The sequence below is a fragment of the Streptomyces sp. NPDC048612 genome, assembly GCF_043199295.1.
Taxonomy (GTDB): domain Bacteria; phylum Actinomycetota; class Actinomycetes; order Streptomycetales; family Streptomycetaceae; genus Streptomyces.
This window is the reverse complement of sequence record NZ_JBICVV010000013.1, coordinates 10,726-30,945: the sequence shown is the minus strand read 5'-3', so window position 1 is coordinate 30,945 and position 20,220 is coordinate 10,726. Positions and strand designations below refer to the sequence as shown.

The window sequence follows — 20,220 nt, the reverse complement described above, 5'->3', positions numbered from 1 at the left end:
AACCCCCCGGGGGACAGCCCCCCGGACACCCGCAAGTAACTTCGGGCCCAACAAGGAGAGCAGGGAACCCAGATGGCGGAGCTCACGATCCGGCCGGAGGAGATCCGGGACGCGCTGGAGAACTTCGTCCAGGCGTACAAGCCGGACGCGGCCTCGCGCGAGGAGGTCGGCACGGTAAGCGAGGCCGGAGACGGCATCGCGAAGGTCGAGGGCCTTCCCTCGGCGATGGCGAACGAGCTGCTGAAGTTCGAGGACGGCACGCTCGGTCTTGCGCTGAACCTGGAAGAGCGCGAGATCGGTGCGGTGGTCCTCGGTGAGTTCAGCGGCATCGAGGAGGGCCAGCCGGTGCAGCGCACCGGTGAGGTGCTCTCGGTCGCCGTGGGCGAGGGCTACCTCGGCCGCGTCGTCGACCCGCTGGGCAACCCGATCGACGGCCTCGGCGAGATCGAGTCCGAGGGCCGCCGCGCCCTGGAGCTGCAGGCTCCGGGCGTCATGGTCCGTAAGTCGGTCCACGAGCCCATGGAGACCGGCTACAAGGCCGTCGACTCCATGGTGCCGATCGGCCGTGGCCAGCGTCAGCTGATCATCGGTGACCGCCAGACCGGCAAGACCGCCCTGGCCGTCGACACGATCATCAACCAGCGCGACAACTGGCGCTCGGGCGACCCGAAGAAGCAGGTCCGCTGCATCTACGTCGCCGTCGGCCAGAAGGGCTCCACCATCGCGTCCGTGCGCGGCGCGCTGGAGGAGGCCGGTGCCCTGGAGTACACCACCATCGTCGCCGCCCCGGCGTCCGACCCGGCGGGCTTCAAGTACCTGGCGCCCTACACCGGCTCGGCCATCGGCCAGCACTGGATGTACGAGGGCAAGCACGTCCTGATCATCTTCGACGACCTCTCGAAGCAGGCCGACGCCTACCGCGCCGTGTCCCTGCTGCTGCGCCGTCCGCCGGGCCGTGAGGCCTACCCGGGCGACGTCTTCTACCTGCACTCGCGTCTGCTGGAGCGCTGCGCCAAGCTCTCCGACGAGATGGGCGCCGGCTCGATGACCGGTCTGCCGATCGTCGAGACCAAGGCGAACGACGTGTCGGCGTTCATTCCGACCAACGTCATCTCCATCACCGACGGCCAGTGCTTCCTGGAGTCGGACCTGTTCAACGCGGGCCAGCGCCCGGCGCTGAACGTCGGTATCTCGGTCTCCCGTGTCGGTGGCTCCGCCCAGCACAAGGCCATGAAGCAGGTCTCCGGCCGCCTCCGTGTGGACCTCGCCCAGTACCGCGAGCTGGAGGCGTTCGCCGCCTTCGGTTCCGACCTGGACGCGGCCTCCAAGCAGCAGCTGGAGCGCGGTAAGCGCATGACCGAGCTGCTCAAGCAGGGTCAGTACGCCCCGTACCCCACCGAGGACCAGGTCATCTCCGTCTGGGCCGGCACCAACGGCAAGATGGACGACGTGCCGGTCGAGGACATCCGCCGCTTCGAGCGGGAGCTCCTCGACCACCTCCACCGGGAGAAGAAGGACCTGCTGACCAGCATCGTCGAGGGCGGCAAGATGTCCGACGACACCATCGGCGCGATCTCCGAGGCCGTCGACGGCTTCAAGCGGCAGTTCGAGACCTCGGACGGCAAGCTGCTCGGCGAGGACGCCCCGGCCGGCACCAGCAAGTGACGACGGAAGGGACCTGATCCATGGGAGCCAAGCTCCGGGTCTACAAGCGTCGCATCCGCTCCGTCACCGCGACCAAGAAGATCACCAAGGCGATGGAGATGATCGCCGCCTCGCGCGTCGTCAAGGCGCAGCGCCAGGTGGCGGCGTCGACGCCGTACGCGAGTGAACTGACCCGCGCGGTGACAGCGGTTGCCACGGGCTCGAACACCCAGCACCCGCTGACGACGGAGGCGGAGCAGCCCTCGCGGGCCGCGGTGCTGCTCATCACGAGCGACCGCGGTCTGGCCGGCGGCTACTCCTCCAACGTGCTCAAGGCCGGCGAGCTGCTCACCGAGCGGCTCAAGGCCGAGGGCAAGGAGGTCGACGCCTACATCGTCGGGCGCAAGGGTGTGTCGTACTACGGCTTCCGCGAGCGCAAGGTCGTGGAGTCGTGGACCGGTTTCACCGACAACCCGACGTACGCGGACGCCAAGGCGATCGCCGCACCGCTGATCGACGCTGTCCAGCAGGACACCGCCGAGGGCGGGGTGGACGAACTCCACATCGTCACCACCGAGTTCGTCTCGATGATGACGCAGACCGCGATCGACGACCGGCTGCTGCCGCTCAGCCTCGACAAGACGGTGGCGGAGTCGGAGGAGACGGCCAAGGGCGAGATCCTTCCGCTGTTCGACTTCGAGCCGTCGGCCGAGGACGTCCTCGACGCCCTGCTTCCGCGGTACGTCGAGTCGCGGATCTACAACGCACTCCTGCAGGCCGCCGCCTCCAAGCACGCCGCCACGCGTCGTGCGATGAAGTCGGCGACCGACAACGCAGAAGAGCTCATCAAGTCGCTCTCGCGGCTTGCCAACGCGGCCCGACAGGCCGAAATCACCCAGGAAATCAGCGAGATCGTCGGTGGCGCCAGCGCCCTGGCCGACGCGACCGCGGGGAGTGACAAGTAATGACGACCACTGTTGAGACGGCCGCCGCCACGGGCCGCGTCGCCCGGGTCATCGGCCCGGTCGTCGACGTGGAGTTCCCCGTCGACGCGATGCCGGAGATCTACAACGCGCTGACCGTCGAGGTCTCCGACCCGGCCCAGGCCGGGGCGAAGAAGATCCTGACCCTCGAAGTCGCCCAGCACCTGGGCGAGGGCCTGGTCCGTGCGATCTCGATGCAGCCCACCGACGGTCTGGTCCGCCAGGCCGCGGTGACCGACACCGGCGCCGGGATCACCGTCCCGGTCGGCGACGTCACCAAGGGCAAGGTGTTCAACACCCTCGGCGAGATCCTGAACGTGGACCCGTCCACGGTCGAGGTCACCGAGCGCTGGCCCATCCACCGCAAGGCCCCGACCTTCGACCAGCTCGAGTCCAAGACCGAGATGTTCGAGACCGGCGTCAAGGTCATCGACCTGCTGACCCCGTACGTCAAGGGCGGCAAGATCGGTCTGTTCGGTGGTGCCGGTGTCGGCAAGACCGTTCTGATCCAGGAAATGATCTACCGCGTGGCCAACAACCACGACGGTGTGTCGGTGTTCGCCGGTGTCGGTGAGCGCACCCGTGAGGGCAATGACCTCATCGAGGAAATGACGGACTCGGGCGTCATCGACAAGACCGCGCTGGTCTTCGGTCAGATGGACGAGCCCCCGGGCACCCGTCTCCGCGTCGCCCTGGCCGGTCTGACCATGGCGGAGTACTTCCGCGATGTGCAGAAGCAGGACGTGCTCTTCTTCATCGACAACATCTTCCGGTACACCCAGGCGGGTTCCGAGGTGTCGACCCTGCTCGGCCGTATGCCCTCCGCGGTGGGTTACCAGCCGAACCTGGCCGACGAGATGGGTCTCCTCCAGGAGCGCATCACCTCGACCCGTGGTCACTCGATCACCTCGATGCAGGCGATCTACGTCCCCGCGGACGACCTGACCGACCCGGCGCCGGCCACCACCTTCGCCCACCTGGACGCGACCACCGTTCTGTCGCGCCCGATCTCGGAGAAGGGCATCTACCCGGCGGTCGACCCGCTGGACTCGACGTCCCGCATCCTGGACCCCCGCTACATCACGCAGGAGCACTACGACTGCGCCTCGCGCGTCAAGACGATCCTGCAGAAGTACAAGGACCTCCAGGACATCATCGCGATTCTGGGTATCGACGAGCTCGGCGAGGAGGACAAGCTCACCGTCCACCGCGCCCGTCGTATCGAGCGGTTCCTGTCGCAGAACACCCACGTGGCGAAGCAGTTCACCGGTGTCGACGGCTCGGACGTCTCGCTCGACGAGTCGATCACCGCGTTCAACGCGATCGCGGACGGCGACTACGACCACTTCCCCGAGCAGGCGTTCTTCATGTGCGGTGGCATCGAGGACCTGAAGGCCAATGCCAAGGAGCTGGGCGTCTCCTGACCCCGGCACCGGTCCCGGGGGCGGCCCTGGCCGCCCCCGGCCCGTACGACCACTAGTATTTGACCCAACATCTGCCGAGCCAGGCAGGTGGAGACCCGAGGAGCCATCGTGGCTGAGCTGCACGTCGAGTTGGTCGCCGCGGACCGTCAGGTCTGGTCCGGCGAGGCCAGCCTGGTCGTCGCGCGCACCTCGTCGGGCGACATCGGCGTCATGCCCGGACACCAGCCGCTGCTCGGCGTGCTGCAGTCGGGCCCGGTGACGATTCGTACGACCGGCGAGAGCGGGGACGGCACCGTCGTCGCCGCGGTGCACGGCGGCTTCATCTCCTTCGCCGACAACAAGCTGTCTCTGCTCGCGGAGATCGCCGAGCTGTCGGACGAGATCGATGTCCAGCGCGCGGAGCGGGCCCTGGAGCGAGCGAAGTCGGACGCTGACGCGGCCGCCGAGCGTCGCGCCGATGTCCGGCTGCGTGCGGTGACGGGCGTTCACTGAGCCCCGCCACCGGCGAGATCGAACCTCAGCCGCGGGCTGCCCGGACGTGTCCGGAGCGGCCCGCGGCTGAGGCAATGCAGGTGCGTTTCCGTCCCTCGCGCTCGACCGGCGCGGGGGGACCCCCATCGAGGCGAGGAGGTCGGTCGAGATGTTCCTCGCTCTGCTTGTGAGCGGCATCGTCGTGCTGCTGGTGCTGCTGGGGTTGTTCGTCTTCGGGCTGCGGCGGCGGCTTATCCAGCGGTCCGGCGGCACCTTCGACTGCAGCCTGCGCTGGAACGTCGCGGAGAGCGAGGCCGGCGGCAAGGGCTGGATCTACGGCGTGTCCCGCTACAACGGAGACCGGATCGAGTGGTTCCGGGTGTTCTCGTACGGGCCCCGGCCCCGACACATCCTGGAGCGCTCCGCCATCGAGGTCCTGGAGCGCCGCACTCCCCAGGGGGAGGAGGAGCTGGCACTGCTCTCCGACTCCCTCGTACTGGCCTGCCGGCACCGTGGCACCCGCCTGGAGCTGGCGATGAGCGAGGACGCGCTGACCGGCTTCCTCGCCTGGCTGGAGGCGGCACCGCCCGGCCAGCGCGTCAACGTGGCCTGAAAACTAGGGCCTGTCCGCGGGACCGTCCACGCCCAACTCCTGTGCCAGTACGGCCGCCTGTACCCGGCTGCGCAGATCCAGCTTGGCCAGCAGCCGGCTGACATGGGTCTTCACGGTGGCCTCCGCCATCGACAGCCGTAGCGCGATGTCGGCGTTCGACAGCCCCCGCCCCAGACATCCCAGCACCTCCCGCTCGCGCGGGGTCAGCGGGTCCAGGACCGTCCGGTCCGGCCCGGGGCCGTCCCGCCCCGGGCGCTCCGCCGTCCGCGGGCCGGCGAACTCCGCGATCAGCCGCCGGGTCACCGCCGGTGCGATCAGCCCCTCACCGGACGCCACCGTGCGCACCGCGGTGAGCAGGTCGGCCGCGTCGCTGTCCTTGAGCAGAAAGCCGGCGGCCCCGGCCCGCAGCGCCCCGAAGACGTACTCGTCCAGGTCGAAGGTGGTCAGCACCAGCACGTCCGCCAGCCGTTCGGAGACCAGCTGGCGGGTGGCGGAGACCCCGTCGAGGCGGGGCATCTGGATGTCCATGAGGACGAGGGCGGGGCGCAGCTCGCGGGCGAGCCGGACCGCCTCCGCACCGTCCTCCGCCTCGCCGACGACCTCGATGTCCGGGGCGGAGCGCAGGATGAGGACCAGACCGGCCCGTACGGAGGACTGGTCCTCGGCGACGAGAACCCGGATCGGCTGAGCGGCGTCGGCTGTCATGGTCCTGCTTCCTCCCCGGTGGCGGGTCACGCCACCGTGCGGATCGCGGCGGGCTCCGTGCCCCCTCCGGACATCCCCGGGTCCCGCGAGGGCCCGCGCGGACGGCGTCTTTCGGCCAGACCTTGCCACGCCGTCGGCGGACCGCGGCGGGTCGAGGGGGCCGGCGGTCATCCCACCATCCAACACGGCGCCGGGGCCCGCCGCCTCCCCGTACGGGTCCTCCCCTCAGAGCGCGCGCTACATCGAAAGATGCAGTCCCGGATCGTCATGGGTGACGAGGTACCGGCCGGGGGCCGCTGGAAGGCTGAAGAGGTCCGTTCGAGGGTGTCTGAAAGGGGAGAGCGGTGCTCGTCGCGTTGATCGTGGCCTGCGAAGTCGGCTTCTGGGTACTGCTGGCGGTCGGTCTGGCGCTGCGTTACCTGGCGCGGATGCCGCGCGCCGGAGCGGCGGTGCTGCTGATGGAGCCGCTGCTGGAGCTGATCCTGCTGATCGTCACGGCGATCGACCTGAAGAACGGGGCGCCGGCGGACTGGAAACACGGCCTGGCCGCCGTCTACATCGGCTTCACGGTTGGCTACGGCCACTACACGATCAGGTGGGTCGACGGGCATGCCGCGCACCGTCTCGGGGGCGGGCCGCCGCCGGTCAAGCCGCCGCGTCACGGGCTGGCCCGCGCCCGGCACGAGGGGAAGCTGTGGGTGCGCACGGTGGTGATGGCCGCGGTCGCCGCGGGACTGCTGCAGCTCGCGGTCTGGTACGTCGGTGACGACGGCGACACCCGGTCGCTGCACGAGTGGCAGCTGACCGCCGTGCGGATCGTCGGCCTCCACGGACTGATCGCGCTGAGCTACCTGGTCTGGCGGAAGAAGGACAAGGAGGGCCCGGGCCGGACCGCCGCCGACGGGGAAGCGGTCCGGCCGACGGAGAAGACCTTCGGCTAGGGCGTGTCCCCGGTCAGCGCTCCCCGCCCGGTACCCACAGCACGTCCCCGACCTCCTTGTTGGCCGTACGGGCGAGGATGAACAGGAGGTCGGAGAGGCGGTTGAGGTAGGTGGCGGTGAGCGGGTTCATGGTCTCGCCATGCTCCTCGAAGGCCGCCCAGGTGGCGCGCTCGGCGCGGCGGACGACCGTGCACGCCTGGTGCAGCAGCGCGGCGCCGGCCGTACCGCCGGGCAGGATGAAGCTGCGCAGCTTCTCCAGCTCCGCCAGGAAGCGGTCGCAGTCCGCCTCCAGCTTGTCGATGTACCCCTGCTCGACGCGCAGCGGCGGGAACTCCGGGTTCTCCACGACCGGTGTCGACAGGTCGGCGCCGACGTCGAACAGGTCGTTCTGCACCCGCAGCAGCACCGCGGCGACGTCCTCGGGCAGGGAGCCGAGCGCCAGGGCCACGCCGATCGCGGCATTGGCCTCATTGGCGTCCGCGTAGGCCGCGATCCGCGAATCGGTCTTGGCGGTGCGGCTCATATCGCCGAGGGCGGTGGTGCCCTTGTCGCCGGTGCGGGTGTAGATGCGCGTCAGATTCACCATACGGGCGAGCCTACGCCGCCGACCTGCGGAAGGCCTGGGTGCCGAAGGTCACGGAGAGCGCGGCGAAGGCGGCCGCCACCAGCACGCCGTGGAGCATGGCCGAGGACGCGTAGGCGCCGACGAAGCCCGCCCGCACCGCGTCCACGAGATAGCGGAACGGCATGAAGTGCGAGAGCACATCGAGCCACTTGGGCCCCAGCGCCATCGGCAGCATCAGCCCGGACAGCAGCATCGAGGGCAGCGTGACGGAGTTGATGACCGGCCCGAACTCCTGCGGGGTGCGGACCCTCAGCGCCAGCGCGTACGACAGCGAGGCCAGTGACACGGTCAGCACGGCGGTGAACGCGAAGCCGATGAGCACGCCGGGCAGGGGCGCGCGCAGCCCCATCACCAGCGCGGCCAGCACCAGCAGCACCGCCTGGAAGACGAACAGCGCGGCGTCCCGCAGCACCCGCCCCAGCAGCAGCGCCAGCCGGCTCACCGGGGTCACCCGCATGCGCTCGACGACCCCGTACTGCTTCTCGACGATGAGGCCGAAGCCGCAGAACGAGGCCCCGAACAGGGCGAGTTGGAGCAGCAGGCCGGGCACGAGTACCTGCCAGGAGCTGCCGGACGAGGACAGCGGCAGACCGGTCAGCAGCGGGCCGAAGAAGAGCAGGTAGAGCAGCGGCATCAGCACGCCGAAGAGCATCTGGAGCCGGGAGCGCAGCGTCTGGCGGGCGTACCGCCCGAAGACCAGCGCGGTGTCGGAGAGCAGCGCGGACAAGGGGAGCTCCTAGAGGGCGACGGGGGCCTGGTCCCGGGATACGGGGCCGGTGCCGGTGATGGCGAGGAAGGTGTCCTGGAGGGAGGCGTCGGGGGACCCGGCGTGGGCGCGCTTGAGGGCCTCCGGGGTGCCCTCCGCGACGACCACGCCCTTGTCGACGATCACCAGCCGGTCGGCCAGGGCATCGGCCTCGTCGAGGTAGTGGGTGGTCAGGAAGACGGTGGTGCCCTGCTCCGCGCGGATGCGGCGCACCAGCTCCCACAGGTCGGCACGGCTGCCCGGGTCGAGCCCGGTGGTGGGCTCGTCGAGGAACAGCACCTGGGGGCGGTGGGTGAGCCCCATCGCGAGGTCCAGCCGCCGCCGCTGGCCGCCGGAGAGCGCGCCGGTCTTGCGGTCGAGCAGCGACTCCAGCCCCAGGTCGGCGGCCAACTCCTCGGTACGGGCGAGCGCTTCGGCCTTGCCGAGGCGGTAGAGGCGGGCCTGGGTGACCAGCTCCTCCCGTACCGAGACGTGCGGGTCGACGCCGCCGGACTGGGCGACGTAGCCGGTGGCGCGGCGTACGCCCACCGGGTCGCGGACGAGGTCGCAGCCGGCCACGGTCGCGGTGCCGCCGGTCGGCGCCAGCAGGGTCGTGAGCATCCGCAGGGTGGTGGTCTTCCCGGCGCCGTTGGGGCCGAGGAAGCCGAGGATCTCACCGCGCCCGGCGACGAGATCGATACCGCGGACCGCCTCGACGGCGCCGCGCTTGGTCGTGAAGGTCCGGGCGAGTCCGGACGCGCTGAGGACTGGCATGGTGACAGAAAAACAGAGGGACTGAAAAATTGCAACGTCCCCAAAATTGCACCGTGCCCATCGAGGGGTAGGGTGAGGGCATGGCAGAGGGGCTCAGGGAGCGGAAGAAGCGGCAGACCCGCCAGTACATCTCGGACGTGGCCACCGGCCTCTTCCTGGCGCGCGGCTTCGACGCGGTGACCGTCGCGGAGATCGCCGAGGCGGCCGAGGTCTCCGTCAACACCGTCTACAACTACTTCCCGGCCAAGGAGGACCTCTTCTTCGACCGGAGCAAGGGCATCGTGGACCGCCTCGCCCGCTTCGTGCGGGGCCGGGCGGTGGGGGAGTCCGCGGCCGCCGCCGTGCTGCGGGAACTGCGCGACGAGGTCGAGGCGGTCTCGCCGCGGGTCGGGCTCGTCGAGGGGTACGACCGGTTCATGCGGGTGGTGCACGGGGCGTCGGCCCTCAAGGCGCGCCTCTGGTACATGCAGCAGGAGACCCACGCCAACCTGGAGGAAACCCTCCGGGAGGAGACCGGGGCCGCGGCCGGCGACCCGCTGCCCGGCCTGATGGCGGGACAGATCGGCTGGGTGCACGAGAGTCTGATGAGCTGGATCGCGCACGAGATGATCGAGGGCCGCAAGTCCGTCGAGGTCTCCCGGGAAGCTCTGGCCCTGCTCGACGAGATGGAAGAGCTGCTGGGCGAGAAGGTCCTCAACTACGCCGTACGGGCGGCCGGCTGACGGCGGACTGTCCGGTTCGTTCCCCGCGGGCGTGCCCCGTTGGTGTGATGTCCGTCATGGGCTGAAGACGCCCGGGGCGCGAAGGGCCTCGTTGCGGGGCGTCGGCGGGGCCACGGGCGGGCGTGACGCGCATCTCTAACCCTCCAAAGGATCGCTCACGACCGCTAACGTCACCCAAGACCGTCAAATGCACAGGGTGTGAGGGGACAGCAGTGGCAAAGAAGCTCGCCGTCATCGGCGCCGGACTCATGGGGTCCGGCATCGCGCAGGTCTCGGCCCAGGCGGGCTGGGACGTGGTCCTCCGCGATGTGACGGACGAGGCGCTGGCCCGGGGGAAGGGCGGCATCGAGGCCTCGTACGAGAAGTTCGTCGCCAAGGGCAAGCTGGCGGCGTCCGACGCCGAGCAGGCGCTGGCCCGCATCACCACCTCGACCGACCTGGAGGCCGCCGCCGACGCCGACATCGTCGTCGAGGCCGTCTTCGAGCGGATCGAGATCAAGCGGGAGATCTTCCAGACGCTGGACAAGCTGGTCAAGGACGAGGCGGTGCTGGCCTCGAACACCTCCGCCATCCCGATCACCAAGATCGCCGCGGCCACCTCCCGCCCCGAGCGGGTCGTCGGTACGCACTTCTTCTCGCCGGTGCCGATGATGCAGCTCTGCGAGCTGGTCCGCGGTTACAAGACCAGCGACGAAACCCTCGCCACCGCCCGGCAGTTCGCCGAGTCGGTCGGCAAGACCTGCGTCGTCGTCAACCGCGACGTGGCCGGCTTCGTCACCACCCGCCTGATCTCGGCGCTGGTCGTCGAGGCCGCCAAGCTCTACGAATCGGGCGTGGCCAGCGCCGAGGACATCGACACCGCCTGCAAGTTGGGCTTCGGCCACGCGATGGGACCGCTGGCCACCGCCGACCTGACGGGCATCGACATCCTGATGCACGCCACCGACAACATCTACACCGAGTCCCAGGACGAGAAGTTCGCGCCGCCGGAGATCATGCGTCGGATGGTCGATGCGGGCGATATCGGACGCAAGAGTGGGCAGGGCTTCTACGAGCACTGATGCCGCGTCAGGCCCATTGGCCCGATGACCTCACCCCATGGGGTGAATTCGGTATCGGTTCGCTTACAGGCGGCAACTTCGCCGCGCGAGAGGCAGTCAGATCTGTAGACGTCCAGGCATCACCACCCATGACACCGGGGAGCGCATATGCACATCAGGGGCGACCACGCCGAGCTGGTCGTCGGGGGCCGCCTTGACGTCCGCAGCGCGGCGGACGCCCGGACGGCCCTGCACACCGCCGTCGACTCCGGCCGGGGCGATCTCGTGCTCGACCTGAGCGAGCTGGACTCCTGGGACGCCACCGGCCTCGGCGTGATCATGGGCGCGCACCGCCGCGCCGGCCGCGTCAACCGCAGGCTGGTGCTGCGCGGAGTGCCGCCGCAGATGCAGCGCCTGCTGGTCGCCACACGGCTGCACCGCATCCTCGCGATCGAGGGCGGTATCGAAGCGGAATCGGTTCCCCGGGTGTGAGACACGGGCGGTGCGCCGCCCGGTGGTCTCGCGGACGCCCGGGGAACGATCCGGCTCGCAGGCAATGCGCGCCGAAGAAGGCAGAGCCGGACCCGGGAAATGTCGTAAACCGCGCAATATCGCGCAATCCCGGAAGTTCCGGTCAGGACCCGCCCCCGGCGGTGCATCGGCCCGCAGTCCAGGTCTATGGTTCGGTTCCCGCCCGTATGCCATCATCCGCGGCGGGTACCGGACCGGACGCGACGGCTGAGGGCGACCTGCCGGAGCCGGGGGAGTGCGGACGGCCGGAAGCGCAGCCGGCACGCCGCGCTGCCTCCTGGGCCGAGGACGCCGGGCGGGGGCGAAGCGGAACGAAAGTATCTGGGAGCTTGCAGCATGGACCCGAACACTCACCCGGGGCCCGAGGAGTACGGCGAGCAGGGCGGCCCCGCCGCATCGCCGGCCCCCGCGTTCGGCGGCACGCAGAGCGGCTCCCAGCGGCTCGCCCGTGTCGTCCGGCTCGTCTCGGGCCGCTACCTCGTCACCGTCAACCCCGTCGACGGCAGCGAAATAGAGCCCTGCCCGCCCGGTGAGCGCCCCGCGGCCCCCGGCAGACGCGCCGCGGCCGACCGTGCCGCGACCGACCGCGCCGCGACGCCCCCGCTGCCGCCGGGACCGCCCGGATTCGCCGGGCACGAGGCCGTACTCGAAGAGCGCACCGAGGACACCGAACGCCTGGTCCGGCTGCTCTCCCGGGGCCGTTCCGTCCGCGTCACCGGCCCCTCCGGCTCCGGCCGCACCCGGCTGCTGGACGCCGTCGCCACCGCCTGCGCCGACCTCGCCCCCGACGGCGTGGTCCGGCTCTCCGGCTACCACCGCACCTCCACCGACCTGCTGTACGCGCTGTTCGACAGCGTCTACCGGGCCCCGCAGCACCGCCCCGACCGGCCCGACATGCTGCGCATGGTCGCCGAGATCGGCGCCATCGTCGTCCTGGACGACCTGGAGTTCGGCGGCGCCGCGCTCGACGAGCTGCTCGACGCCACCCCCGAATGCGCCTTCCTGATCGCCGCGACCCCCGACGTCGCCGCCCCCAGCGCCGCCTCGCACCTCGAAGAGGTCTTCCTCGGCGGAATCGGCCGCGGCGCCTGCGGCCGGCTGCTGGAGCGCGCCGTGGACCGGCCGCTCACCGACGACGAGGAGGCCTGGGCCGCCGACCTCTGGTTCGAGTCCGAGGGCCTGCCGCTGCGGTTCGTCCAGGCCGCCGCCCTGCTGCGGCAGTACGACCGGCTGCGGGCCGGACCGGGCGCCCTCGACGACGGCTACGGCCTCTTCCCCGAGGACGGGACGGAGCCCGCCGCCCCGGCCGCCGAGTCCGACGGGCCGGCCGAGCCCGCGGACGTGCCGCTGCCGTCCCTCGGCGAGGCCGCCGCGCCCGCCCCGCTGCTCGCCTCACGGCTGACCGGGGCCGCCCGGGAGACCCTGCGCTTCGCGGTCGCGCTCGGCGGCGAGCTGCCGCACCAGGCGCATCTGCCGGCCCTCACCCAGGACACCCACGCCGACGCCGCCCTCGGCGAGCTGCTGGCCTGCGGTCTGATCACCCCGGCCGGCGGCCACTACCGGCTCGCCGCCACGGTCGGGGACCAGCTGACGGCGGCCGGCTACGCGGACGGCGCCGCCGCCCGTGCGCACACCGCCGCCCAGCACTACGCCTGGTGGGCCGGACACCCCTCGGTGACCCCCGAGCGGGCCGCCGCCGAGGCCGATGTGGCGCTGGCCGCGATGGGCGCCCTGACCGGCAGCAGGGAGAGCGGGCACGCCAGCGCGGCCGTGCTCCTCGCCCGTACGGCCGCCCCGGCCTTCGCCGCTGCTCTGCACTGGAGCGCCTGGGAGCGCACCCTGCGGCACGGCCAGGAGGCCGCCCGGCTCGCCGGTGAGGTCGCCGAGGAGGCGTACTTCCACCACGAGCTGGGCGTGCTGGCCCTGTGCACCGGCAGCCTCGACCGGGCGCGCGCCGAACTGGAGGCGTCCATCGGGCTGCGCGGGGCGCTCTCCGACCGCAACGGTGCGGTGGCCGGCCGGCGCGCCCTGGCGCTGGTCACCGACCGCACCCGGGCCGACTCGGCGGCGGCGCCCACCACCGCTCTGCCGACGGCCCAGGCGGCCGCCACACCGCGCCAGGGCGCCGCCAAGGCCACCGCGGCCACGCCGTTCGACAGCCTGGCCGCGAAGCTGCAGAAGCCGGGCGCCGAGCGGACCGCGGCGACGCCGGCCGTCCGTGGCGCCGCGGCGGCCACCCCCACGGTCACCTCCGCGGTGGCCGGCGGCTCCGAGGCGGGCAAGGACAGCCGGCGAAGGTTCGGCGGAGCGCGGCGCAACGCCGTGGCCGCGGGCGCCGGTGCCCTGCTGGCGGCCGTCCTCGGCACCCTCGTCACCATCGGGGCGACGGGGGGCAGCCACCAGCCCGACGACAAGGTCAGTACGGAACAGACCACGGACGACAGCGACAGCACCGACCTGCCGGCCGAACAGCCCGCCACGGACACCGGCCTGCCGCCCACCGGCTCCGACACGTCCCGCCCCGGCACCGCCGGACCGCCGGACAGCCCGTCGCCCTCGGCGAGCGAACCCACCGCCGGCGGCTCACCCAGCGGCCCCGCCACCGGGCCGACGGACCCGACGGCCCGCCCGACGGAGCCGACCGAGCGGCCCACCACCCCCACCGGCCGCCCGACCCGGCCCACGCAGCCGCCGACGGACGAGCCGACCGGGACGCCGTCGGAGGAGCCGACCGACCCCTCGCCCAGCGGTTCGACGTCCACCGAGCCGACGGGCAAGCCGTCCACCGAGAGCCCCTCGCAGTCCGCCTCCGGCCCCTCGGCGAGCGGCACCTCCGGGAGCGGCACGTCCGGGACCACCCCCTCCGGCGGCACCCCCTCGGACGGGACGGCCACCTCCTCCGGCACGCAGAGCGCCCCGGCCTCCTGACGGCCCACGGGACGCACCCCGGCACAGAACAGCGCAACGGCCCGGCGATCGACCGGGCCGTTGCGCTGTGCCGCCCCTGGAGGGCGGGCGGGGTCAGAAGAGGCGGAGCTTGTCGTCCTCGATGCCGCGCAGGGCGTCGTAGTCCAGCACGACGCAGCCGATGCCGCGGTCGGTGGCCAGTACCCGCGCCTGCGGCTTGATCTCCTGAGCCGCGAAGATGCCCTTCACCGGGGCCAAGTGCGGGTCGCGGTTGAGGAGTTCGAGATAGCGGGTCAGCTGCTCGACCCCGTCGATCTCACCACGCCGCTTGATCTCCACGGCGACGGTCTGGTTATCCGCGTCCCGGCACAAGATATCCACCGGGCCAATGGCAGTGGGGTATTCACGCCGAATCAGGGAGTAACCCTCGCCAAGGGTTTCGATCCGGTCCGCGAGCAGCTCCTGGAGGTGGGCCTCCACACCGTCCTTGATGAGGCCCGGGTCGACACCCAGCTCGTGCGAGGAGTCGTGCATGACCTCCTCAAGGGTGATGATGAGCTTCTCGCCGCCCTTGTTCTCCACCGTCCACACCGCACCGTCGCCCTCCTTGAGAGTGCAGGGCGGCGACATCCAGTTGAGGGGTTTGTAGGCCCGGTCGTCCGCGTGAATGGAGACGGAGCCGTCCGCCTTCACCAGGATGAGGCGAGGGGCGGAGGGAAGGTGGGCGGTGAGCCGGCCCGCGTAGTCCACGGAGCAGCGGGCGATGACGAGACGCATGGGGCGTCACGCTACTCGACCAGGGGCCCGCTGCGCGATTCGCCCCGGATCACGGTGCCTTTACGGGGGAAACCCCCGCACCCCCGGCGCACGCCAATGGCCGGTTGTATGTGCAATCTCCTGGTGCGGGCCTCTTGCGCGGCATACCGTTGAAGCGGGGGGTTGTGAGGCGAACACGCTCCGTCGCAAAGCCCCTTGTCCCGTCCCTAGGCCCCGTCCGTCCCGGCGGGGCCGCGAGAGGAGAACCTCATGTCGCTCGACGTCTCACCGGCCCTCCTCGAACAGGCCGAGCGAGGCGAGGTCGACGAAGCCGCATTTGTCGACTGCGTCCGGAACTCCCTGCCCTTCGCATGGGAGATGATCAGCTCTCTGGTGGCACAGCTGAAGGTGGACGGCGGACAGTTCGCCGACAATCAGACGCCTCCGCCGGACGAGCAGGCGCGCGGCCAGCTGCTGCGCGCGCTGGCGAGTGACGCCATCCGTGGTTCCCTGGAGCGCCACTTCGGTGTGCGGCTCGCCTTCCAGAACTGCCACCGGGTCGCGGTCTTCCCGCTCGACCCGGCGGTGGACGACCGCCTGGCCAAATTCACCTCGATCCGGGGCCAGCTGCTGAACCAGTCGCCCGAACTCCGCGACTGCTGAACGGCGTTGCTGCCGCTGCGCAAAGGTGGTCAGACGCACCGTGCCGGTGCGCCAGCGGCAGCACCACTCACCGTCCCCCCGGTTCCTTCCCCGTACGGCGCCACCACACGACCGGCACGGCCGTCCGCACCCGGCCGCCGCCGCACCGCCGTCCGCCGTACCCGTCACCCCAGCTGGGGCAGGACCTCCGTGCCCAGGCGGCGTACGTTCTCCTCCGTCGCCGCGACATCGCCGGAGCCCTCGACGAGCAGCGCGAAGCGGGTGATGCCCGTACGCTCCGAGGTCGCCGCCAGCCGGTCGGCGCACAGCTGTGGCGTGCCGACTGGATGCAGTCCGCACAACAGCTCCGTATAGGCCAGCGGATCACGCATGGCGCGGTAGCGGCCGTCGACCGTCACATGCGCGCCCAGCCCCTGCCGCAGCCAGCCGGGCATCGCCTTCGTGAGGGTCTCCGTCGCCGCCTCCTGGACGTCGGCGATCTGTGCCACCCCCGCCGAGACATGCGCGGCAGCGGCCACCTCGTCGCCGTCCCGGCCGGCCTCCAGGGCGGCCGACCGCCACAGCGCGACCATCTCCGCCTTCTCCTCGTCGCCGCAGTGCATGCCCAGCAGCATCGGAAGACCGCGCTCCGCGGCCGTCCGCACCGACGCGGGGGAGGTGCAGGCCACCACCACCGGCGGGCCCGGAGGGCCGGACGCGTCCGGATCGGTCAGTGCCTCGGCCGGCCGGGGCACCACCGCCACCTCCCGGAACGCATAGCGCTCGCCCTGCGCGCCGACCCGGGGCTCCCGCAGCCAGCGCATCAGCAGATCGAGTGACTCCGGGAAGCCGTGGTCGAACGCGGCGAGCCCGGCGCCGAAGACCTCCAGGTCGACCCAGGGCCCGCCCCGGCCGACACCGAGCGTGAACCGGCCGTCGGAGGTGAGATGCAGCAGCGCCGCCTGCTCACCCAGCGCCACCGGATGCTGGGTCGGCAGCACGCTCACCGCCGTCCCGACGCCGATCCGGCGGGTCCGCCCCAGCAGCAGCGCGGCCAGCGTCACCGCATTCGGGCAGACGCCGTACGGTACGAAGTGGTGTTCCGCGAGCCAGACATCGTCGAGTCCGGCCTCCTCCGCGACCTCCGCGGAGCGCACCGCGCGGTGCAGTGCTTCCCCCTGTCCCTGACCGGGGAATTGAGCGGCCAGGATGAAAGCCCCAACGCGCATCGCTCTCTGCCTCCTCGCAGCCGACGCGACTCCCCCTTACAGGCAACAACGTGTGACACGTGCCAAGGGCACGGCCTGACGACAAATTTCCCGATGATCGCAGAATCCTGCCGAGGGGCGTTCGCCCGTGACCGCGCCGCGTACGCTGGTGACAGCCCGTGATCCCGTCACTCTCCGAGGTGCTCTGTGTCCCCGCGTCGAAACCGCCAGTACGGCGGCGCGAAGCCCGTCGACCGCATGGGCGGTGACCGCTACGGCCTGGAACGTACCGAGGAGTGGCGCGGCGAGGAGTGGGTCGTCCGGCTGGTCGGGGGCGGCGGCGCGGCCAAGCACTACCGCTGCCCCGGCTGCGACCAGGAGATCCCGCCCGGGGTGCCGCATGTCGTCGCCTGGCCGCAGCACGGCGACGTCGACGACCGCCGGCACTGGCACAAGGCCTGCTGGAACGCACGGGACCGCCGGAGCGCGCGGCTCCAGCGGTCCCGGAATGCTCCCCGCTACTGAGGGCGGGCGCGGCGTCAGACGTCGCGCTGCATGAGGGCGGCGTAGGCGCCGCCCAGCGCCACCGCGGTCACCCCGGCGAGAATCCACACGGGGGTCCAGCCGGTCGGGCCGGTGCTCAGGAACGGGATGTCGTACAGCGTCGCCAGCGCGCTGGGCACCGAGTACTCGATCAGCGCCTGCTGGACGTCCTTGAGGCTCTCGCCCTGCAGGAACAGCGCCAGCAGCATCGGCAGCAGCACCACGCCCATCATCGTGCTGATGGCGCCCGCCGAGTGCCGCAGCAGCGTGCCGACGGACAGCGCCAGCAGGCCGAGCAGCGCGACGTACAGGCCGGCGCCGAGGGTGGCGCGCACCCACTGGTCGCCGGTCGGCGCGGGGCCGTTGAGCATCGCGCTGTCGAGCAGGGCGACCACGGTGGTCGCGACCGTGGTGATGACCAGGGCGAGGGTGAAGAAGACGATCGCCTTGGCGGTCAGCATCCGCACCCGGCTGGGGCAGGCGGTCAGCGTCGTACGGACCATGCCGGTGCCGTACTCGGACGAGATCGACAGCACACCCAGGGTGATCACGCACAGGCTGCCGAGCAGGACGCCGACGAAGCCGAGGCCGAGCACCGGGTCCAGCTCGCGGTCCGAGCCCGCCGCGAGGGCAGCCAGCAGGCCGATGCCGACGATCAGCAGCAGCATCACGCCCAGCGTCCAGATCGTGGAGCGCAGCGAGCGGATCTTCGTCCACTCGGAGAGCAGCGCGTGGCCGAGGTGGGTGCGGCGCACCGGGATCGCCGAGACATAGCCGCCCGCCCCGGCGAAGCCCTGGTGGGGGTGCGGCTGGGGGGCCGGCGGCTGCTGGTGCTGGTGCTGCTGGACCTGGGGCTGGGCCGGTGCGGGTGCCTGGGCATGGGCCGGTGCCTGGGCCTGGAGCATCATCGTGCCCGCTTCCCTGCCGGGGCCGTGCGCCGCGAGCGGCTGCGGCTCGGGGTACTGCTGGGCCTGGAGCATCATCGTCCCGGCCTCCCTGGCCGGGGCGGGCTGCGCGGGGGCCTGACCCTGGACCGGGGGCTGGGCCGGCTGGCCCTGCGGGGCCTGGCCCGGGCCGGGCGCCGGGCCCGAGCCCTGGGCCTGAAGCATCATCGTGCCGGCTTCCCGGCCGGGCGCCTGCTGCTGGCCGGGCGCGGTCTGCGCCTGGAGCATCATCGTGCCGGCCTCCTTGGCGGGCGCGGGCTGCTCCGGTGCCGACTGCTGAGGGGCGGGCTGCTGCGGGGCGGGCGGCGTCTGCGGCGGCGTGCCCTGCGGCTGCTGCGGTGCGCCCTGCGGCGCGGCGGGCGGCATCGGCGGCGCGGCCGGCGCCGCCTGCTCCTGCGCGCCGGTGTCGTGGGGGCCGGGCTCAGGCTGCGGCTGGGGCTGCGGCTGCTGAGGGCTGGTCATCGGGCGTCCTCGTGGTGCGGCGTGGGCTGGGCGGCGGGGGCGGCGGGAGCCGTGGGCGGCATCGGCGCGGCGGGCTGTTGCCCGTACGGGTGAGGCGCACCGTACGGCTCGGGTCCCCCGTACGGGTGGCCTTGCGCGGGCGGCGGGTAGCCCGGTGCCTGCTGGGCGTACGGATTCGGCTGCCCCTGACCGGGAACCCCGGCCGGCACCTGGCCGGGAACCCCGGCCGGCACCTGACCGGGAACACCCGGCTGACCGCCCGGGTACCCCGGGCCGCCCGCGAAGCCCTGCGGTGCGCCGCCCTGCGGTGCGTACCCGGCGGCGGCCTCCTGGAGGCCGGCCCGCGCGTCCGCCGTCGAGCGGTAGTCCACGGCGCCCTGCGTCAGCTGCATGTACGCCTCTTCCAGGGACGCCTGGTGCGGCGACAGCTCCCACAGCCGGACGTCGGCCTGGTGCGCGAGCTCACTGATGCGGGGGAGCGGCAGCCCGGTCACCCGCAGCGCACCGTCCGGCTCGGGCACGGTCTGCCCGCCCGCCTCACCGATCGCCGCGGTCAGCTTCTCGCGCTGCTCCGGCTCGGTGTCCGGAGTACGGACCCGGGCGAAATCGGCGGAGTTGGCCGAGATGAAGTCCTTCACGGACATATCCGCCAGCAGCTGTCCACGGCCGATCACGATCAAGTGCTCGGCGGTCAGCGCCATCTCGCTCATCAGGTGCGAGGAGACGAAGACCGTACGGCCCTCGCTCGCCAGCTGCTTCATCAGGTTGCGCACCCACAGGATGCCTTCCGGGTCGAGTCCGTTGACCGGCTCGTCGAAGAGCAGCACCTGCGGGTCGCCGAGCAGTGCCGCGGCGATACCGAGCCGCTGGCCCATGCCGAGCGAGAAGCCCTTGCTGCGCCGCCCCGCGACCTCCTGCAGACCGACCACACCGAGCACCTCGTCGACCCGGCGGGCCGGGATGCCGGACACCTGGGCGAGCGAGAGCAGATGCTGGCGCGCGCTGCGCCCGCCGTGCACGGCCTTGGCGTCGAGCAGCGCGCCGACCTGGCGGGGTGCGTTGGGGAGGCTGCGGAACGGGCGGCCGGCGATGGTGGCATGCCCCGAGGTCGGTGCGTCCAGACCCAGGATCATGCGCATCGTCGTCGACTTACCGGAGCCGTTCGGCCCCAGGAAGCCGGTCACCGTACCCGGCCGCACCTGGAACGACAGGTTGTACACGGCCGTCTTGGCGCCGTAGCGCTTCGTCAGGCCGACTGCCTCGATCATTCTCCGCCCCTCGCAAGATGGTCGGGGCAGAGGCGCCCTCGTACCCCCGTGAGAGTTAGGAGGCTATCCGCATATTGACGGTTCCCGTCAATCGCCCCGGACGACAGCCACCCCAACCACCCCACCCACCTCAACCTTTTCCACCCACGGGAGGTGACGGGGCGCCCGGGGGGGGGGGGGGGGGGGGCCACGCCCCCCCCCCCCCCCCCCCCCCCCCGGGGGGCCCCCCCCCCCCCCCCCCCCCCCCGCGGGCGGCCCCCCCGCCCCCCCCG

The 20,220-nt window shown here is 71.8% G+C and carries 20 protein-coding genes; 12 read left to right on the top strand and 8 right to left on the bottom strand.

The window, feature by feature from the left end:
* Positions 1–72: 72 nt before the first annotated feature.
* The 5 genes from atpA to ACGFN2_RS20730 all read left to right on the top strand — a co-directional run bounded on the left by atpA (position 73) and on the right by ACGFN2_RS20730 (position 5,135).
* Positions 73–1,665 carry a F0F1 ATP synthase subunit alpha gene (gene atpA / locus ACGFN2_RS20750; protein ID WP_362611558.1) on the top strand — a complete coding sequence of 531 codons (1,593 nt, stop codon included), beginning with the start codon at positions 73–75 and terminating at the stop codon, positions 1,663–1,665.
* A 20-nt stretch (positions 1,666–1,685) separates the two neighbouring features.
* A complete protein-coding gene (locus ACGFN2_RS20745) occupies positions 1,686–2,609 on the top strand; it encodes a F0F1 ATP synthase subunit gamma (RefSeq protein ID WP_393362482.1) in 924 nt (307 codons plus the stop codon).
* On the top strand, positions 2,609–4,051 hold the full coding sequence (gene atpD / locus ACGFN2_RS20740) for a F0F1 ATP synthase subunit beta (protein WP_362611563.1): 1,443 nt from the start codon (positions 2,609–2,611) through the stop codon (positions 4,049–4,051). Before ACGFN2_RS20745 ends, atpD begins: the two co-directional genes overlap by 1 nt.
* 108 nt (positions 4,052–4,159) lie before the next feature.
* On the top strand, positions 4,160–4,543 hold the full coding sequence (locus ACGFN2_RS20735) for a F0F1 ATP synthase subunit epsilon (protein ID WP_018087383.1): 384 nt from the start codon (positions 4,160–4,162) through the stop codon (positions 4,541–4,543).
* A gap of 148 nt (positions 4,544–4,691) precedes the next feature.
* Positions 4,692–5,135 carry a DUF2550 domain-containing protein gene (locus ACGFN2_RS20730; protein ID WP_362611566.1) on the top strand — a complete coding sequence of 148 codons (444 nt, stop codon included), beginning with the start codon at positions 4,692–4,694 and terminating at the stop codon, positions 5,133–5,135.
* Positions 5,136–5,138: 3 nt separating this feature from the next.
* Here ACGFN2_RS20730 and ACGFN2_RS20725 read toward each other — a convergent pair whose 3' ends face one another.
* Positions 5,139–5,840, bottom strand: a complete 702-nt coding sequence (locus ACGFN2_RS20725) for a response regulator (RefSeq protein WP_393362477.1) — start codon at positions 5,838–5,840, stop codon at positions 5,139–5,141.
* Between the two features lie 344 nt (positions 5,841–6,184).
* Between ACGFN2_RS20725 and ACGFN2_RS20720 the strand changes: the two genes are divergently transcribed.
* Entirely contained in the window at positions 6,185–6,781 is a 597-nt protein-coding gene (locus tag ACGFN2_RS20720; protein WP_393362474.1) for a hypothetical protein, read from the top strand.
* 13 nt (positions 6,782–6,794) lie between these two features.
* Here ACGFN2_RS20720 and ACGFN2_RS20715 read toward each other — a convergent pair whose 3' ends face one another.
* From ACGFN2_RS20715 to ACGFN2_RS20705, 3 genes are read right to left on the bottom strand one after another with little or no spacing between them, the layout of a single operon-like run.
* On the bottom strand, positions 6,795–7,367 hold the full coding sequence (locus ACGFN2_RS20715; RefSeq protein ID WP_393362471.1) for a cob(I)yrinic acid a,c-diamide adenosyltransferase: 573 nt from the start codon (positions 7,365–7,367) through the stop codon (positions 6,795–6,797).
* A gap of 10 nt (positions 7,368–7,377) precedes the next feature.
* Positions 7,378–8,133, bottom strand: coding sequence for an ABC transporter permease (locus ACGFN2_RS20710; protein ID WP_393362468.1), 756 nt, complete (start codon positions 8,131–8,133; stop codon positions 7,378–7,380).
* A gap of 9 nt (positions 8,134–8,142) precedes the next feature.
* Positions 8,143–8,925 carry an ABC transporter ATP-binding protein gene (locus ACGFN2_RS20705; protein ID WP_393362465.1) on the bottom strand — a complete coding sequence of 261 codons (783 nt, stop codon included), beginning with the start codon at positions 8,923–8,925 and terminating at the stop codon, positions 8,143–8,145.
* Positions 8,926–9,005: 80 nt separating this feature from the next.
* On the opposite strand from ACGFN2_RS20705, the gene ACGFN2_RS20700 reads away from it, so the two are divergent.
* The 4 genes from ACGFN2_RS20700 to ACGFN2_RS20685 all read left to right on the top strand — a co-directional run bounded on the left by ACGFN2_RS20700 (position 9,006) and on the right by ACGFN2_RS20685 (position 14,146).
* Positions 9,006–9,647, top strand: a complete 642-nt coding sequence (locus ACGFN2_RS20700; protein WP_393362462.1) for a TetR/AcrR family transcriptional regulator — start codon at positions 9,006–9,008, stop codon at positions 9,645–9,647.
* Positions 9,648–9,859: 212 nt separating this feature from the next.
* Entirely contained in the window at positions 9,860–10,708 is an 849-nt protein-coding gene (locus ACGFN2_RS20695; protein ID WP_362611582.1) for a 3-hydroxyacyl-CoA dehydrogenase family protein, read from the top strand.
* A 147-nt stretch (positions 10,709–10,855) separates the two neighbouring features.
* The gene (locus ACGFN2_RS20690; RefSeq protein WP_362611584.1) at positions 10,856–11,179 is read left to right on the top strand and encodes an STAS domain-containing protein; all 324 of its coding nucleotides are present in this window, start codon (positions 10,856–10,858) and stop codon (positions 11,177–11,179) included.
* Positions 11,180–11,554: 375 nt separating this feature from the next.
* Positions 11,555–14,146 carry an ATP-binding protein gene (locus ACGFN2_RS20685; RefSeq protein ID WP_393362458.1) on the top strand — a complete coding sequence of 864 codons (2,592 nt, stop codon included), beginning with the start codon at positions 11,555–11,557 and terminating at the stop codon, positions 14,144–14,146.
* A gap of 93 nt (positions 14,147–14,239) precedes the next feature.
* Here ACGFN2_RS20685 and nucS read toward each other — a convergent pair whose 3' ends face one another.
* Positions 14,240–14,902, bottom strand: a complete 663-nt coding sequence (gene nucS / locus ACGFN2_RS20680) for an endonuclease NucS (RefSeq protein ID WP_362611589.1) — start codon at positions 14,900–14,902, stop codon at positions 14,240–14,242.
* Positions 14,903–15,151: 249 nt separating this feature from the next.
* Here nucS and ACGFN2_RS20675 point away from each other — a divergent pair, with 249 nt between their 5' ends.
* On the top strand, positions 15,152–15,544 hold the full coding sequence (locus ACGFN2_RS20675) for an SCO5389 family protein (RefSeq protein ID WP_030065560.1): 393 nt from the start codon (positions 15,152–15,154) through the stop codon (positions 15,542–15,544).
* A 164-nt stretch (positions 15,545–15,708) separates the two neighbouring features.
* On the opposite strand, the gene ACGFN2_RS20670 is transcribed toward ACGFN2_RS20675, so the two are convergent.
* Positions 15,709–16,752 carry an LLM class flavin-dependent oxidoreductase gene (locus tag ACGFN2_RS20670; RefSeq protein ID WP_393362454.1) on the bottom strand — a complete coding sequence of 348 codons (1,044 nt, stop codon included), beginning with the start codon at positions 16,750–16,752 and terminating at the stop codon, positions 15,709–15,711.
* A 186-nt stretch (positions 16,753–16,938) separates the two neighbouring features.
* On the opposite strand from ACGFN2_RS20670, the gene ACGFN2_RS20665 reads away from it, so the two are divergent.
* Positions 16,939–17,256, top strand: a complete 318-nt coding sequence (locus ACGFN2_RS20665) for an ATP/GTP-binding protein (RefSeq protein WP_362611593.1) — start codon at positions 16,939–16,941, stop codon at positions 17,254–17,256.
* A 14-nt stretch (positions 17,257–17,270) separates the two neighbouring features.
* Here ACGFN2_RS20665 and ACGFN2_RS20660 read toward each other — a convergent pair whose 3' ends face one another.
* Positions 17,271–18,179 (bottom strand): ABC transporter permease, encoded by a 909-nt coding sequence (locus ACGFN2_RS20660; RefSeq protein WP_393362729.1) that lies wholly within the window; start codon positions 18,177–18,179, stop codon positions 17,271–17,273.
* A 497-nt stretch (positions 18,180–18,676) separates the two neighbouring features.
* Complete coding sequence (locus ACGFN2_RS20655) at positions 18,677–19,948, bottom strand: ABC transporter ATP-binding protein (protein ID WP_393362451.1); 1,272 nt, start codon at positions 19,946–19,948, stop codon at positions 18,677–18,679.
* Positions 19,949–20,220: the final 272 nt, after the last annotated feature.

Coding starts and splice junctions, on each gene's coding strand:
- atpA (WP_362611558.1), top strand. CDS start 73: ATGGCGGAGCTCACGATCCGGCCGGAGGAGATCCGGGACGCGCTGGAG.
- ACGFN2_RS20745 (WP_393362482.1), top strand. CDS start 1,686: ATGGGAGCCAAGCTCCGGGTCTACAAGCGTCGCATCCGCTCCGTCACC.
- atpD (WP_362611563.1), top strand. CDS start 2,609: ATGACGACCACTGTTGAGACGGCCGCCGCCACGGGCCGCGTCGCCCGG.
- ACGFN2_RS20730 (WP_362611566.1), top strand. CDS start 4,692: ATGTTCCTCGCTCTGCTTGTGAGCGGCATCGTCGTGCTGCTGGTGCTG.
- ACGFN2_RS20725 (WP_393362477.1), bottom strand. CDS start 5,840: ATGACAGCCGACGCCGCTCAGCCGATCCGGGTTCTCGTCGCCGAGGAC.
- ACGFN2_RS20715 (WP_393362471.1), bottom strand. CDS start 7,367: ATGGTGAATCTGACGCGCATCTACACCCGCACCGGCGACAAGGGCACC.
- ACGFN2_RS20705 (WP_393362465.1), bottom strand. CDS start 8,925: ATGCCAGTCCTCAGCGCGTCCGGACTCGCCCGGACCTTCACGACCAAG.
- ACGFN2_RS20700 (WP_393362462.1), top strand. CDS start 9,006: ATGGCAGAGGGGCTCAGGGAGCGGAAGAAGCGGCAGACCCGCCAGTAC.
- ACGFN2_RS20690 (WP_362611584.1), top strand. CDS start 10,856: ATGCACATCAGGGGCGACCACGCCGAGCTGGTCGTCGGGGGCCGCCTT.
- ACGFN2_RS20685 (WP_393362458.1), top strand. CDS start 11,555: ATGGACCCGAACACTCACCCGGGGCCCGAGGAGTACGGCGAGCAGGGC.
- nucS (WP_362611589.1), bottom strand. CDS start 14,902: ATGCGTCTCGTCATCGCCCGCTGCTCCGTGGACTACGCGGGCCGGCTC.
- ACGFN2_RS20675 (WP_030065560.1), top strand. CDS start 15,152: ATGTCGCTCGACGTCTCACCGGCCCTCCTCGAACAGGCCGAGCGAGGC.
- ACGFN2_RS20670 (WP_393362454.1), bottom strand. CDS start 16,752: ATGCGCGTTGGGGCTTTCATCCTGGCCGCTCAATTCCCCGGTCAGGGA.
- ACGFN2_RS20660 (WP_393362729.1), bottom strand. CDS start 18,179: ATGCTCCAGGCCCAGGCACCGGCCCATGCCCAGGCACCCGCACCGGCC.
- ACGFN2_RS20655 (WP_393362451.1), bottom strand. CDS start 19,948: ATGATCGAGGCAGTCGGCCTGACGAAGCGCTACGGCGCCAAGACGGCC.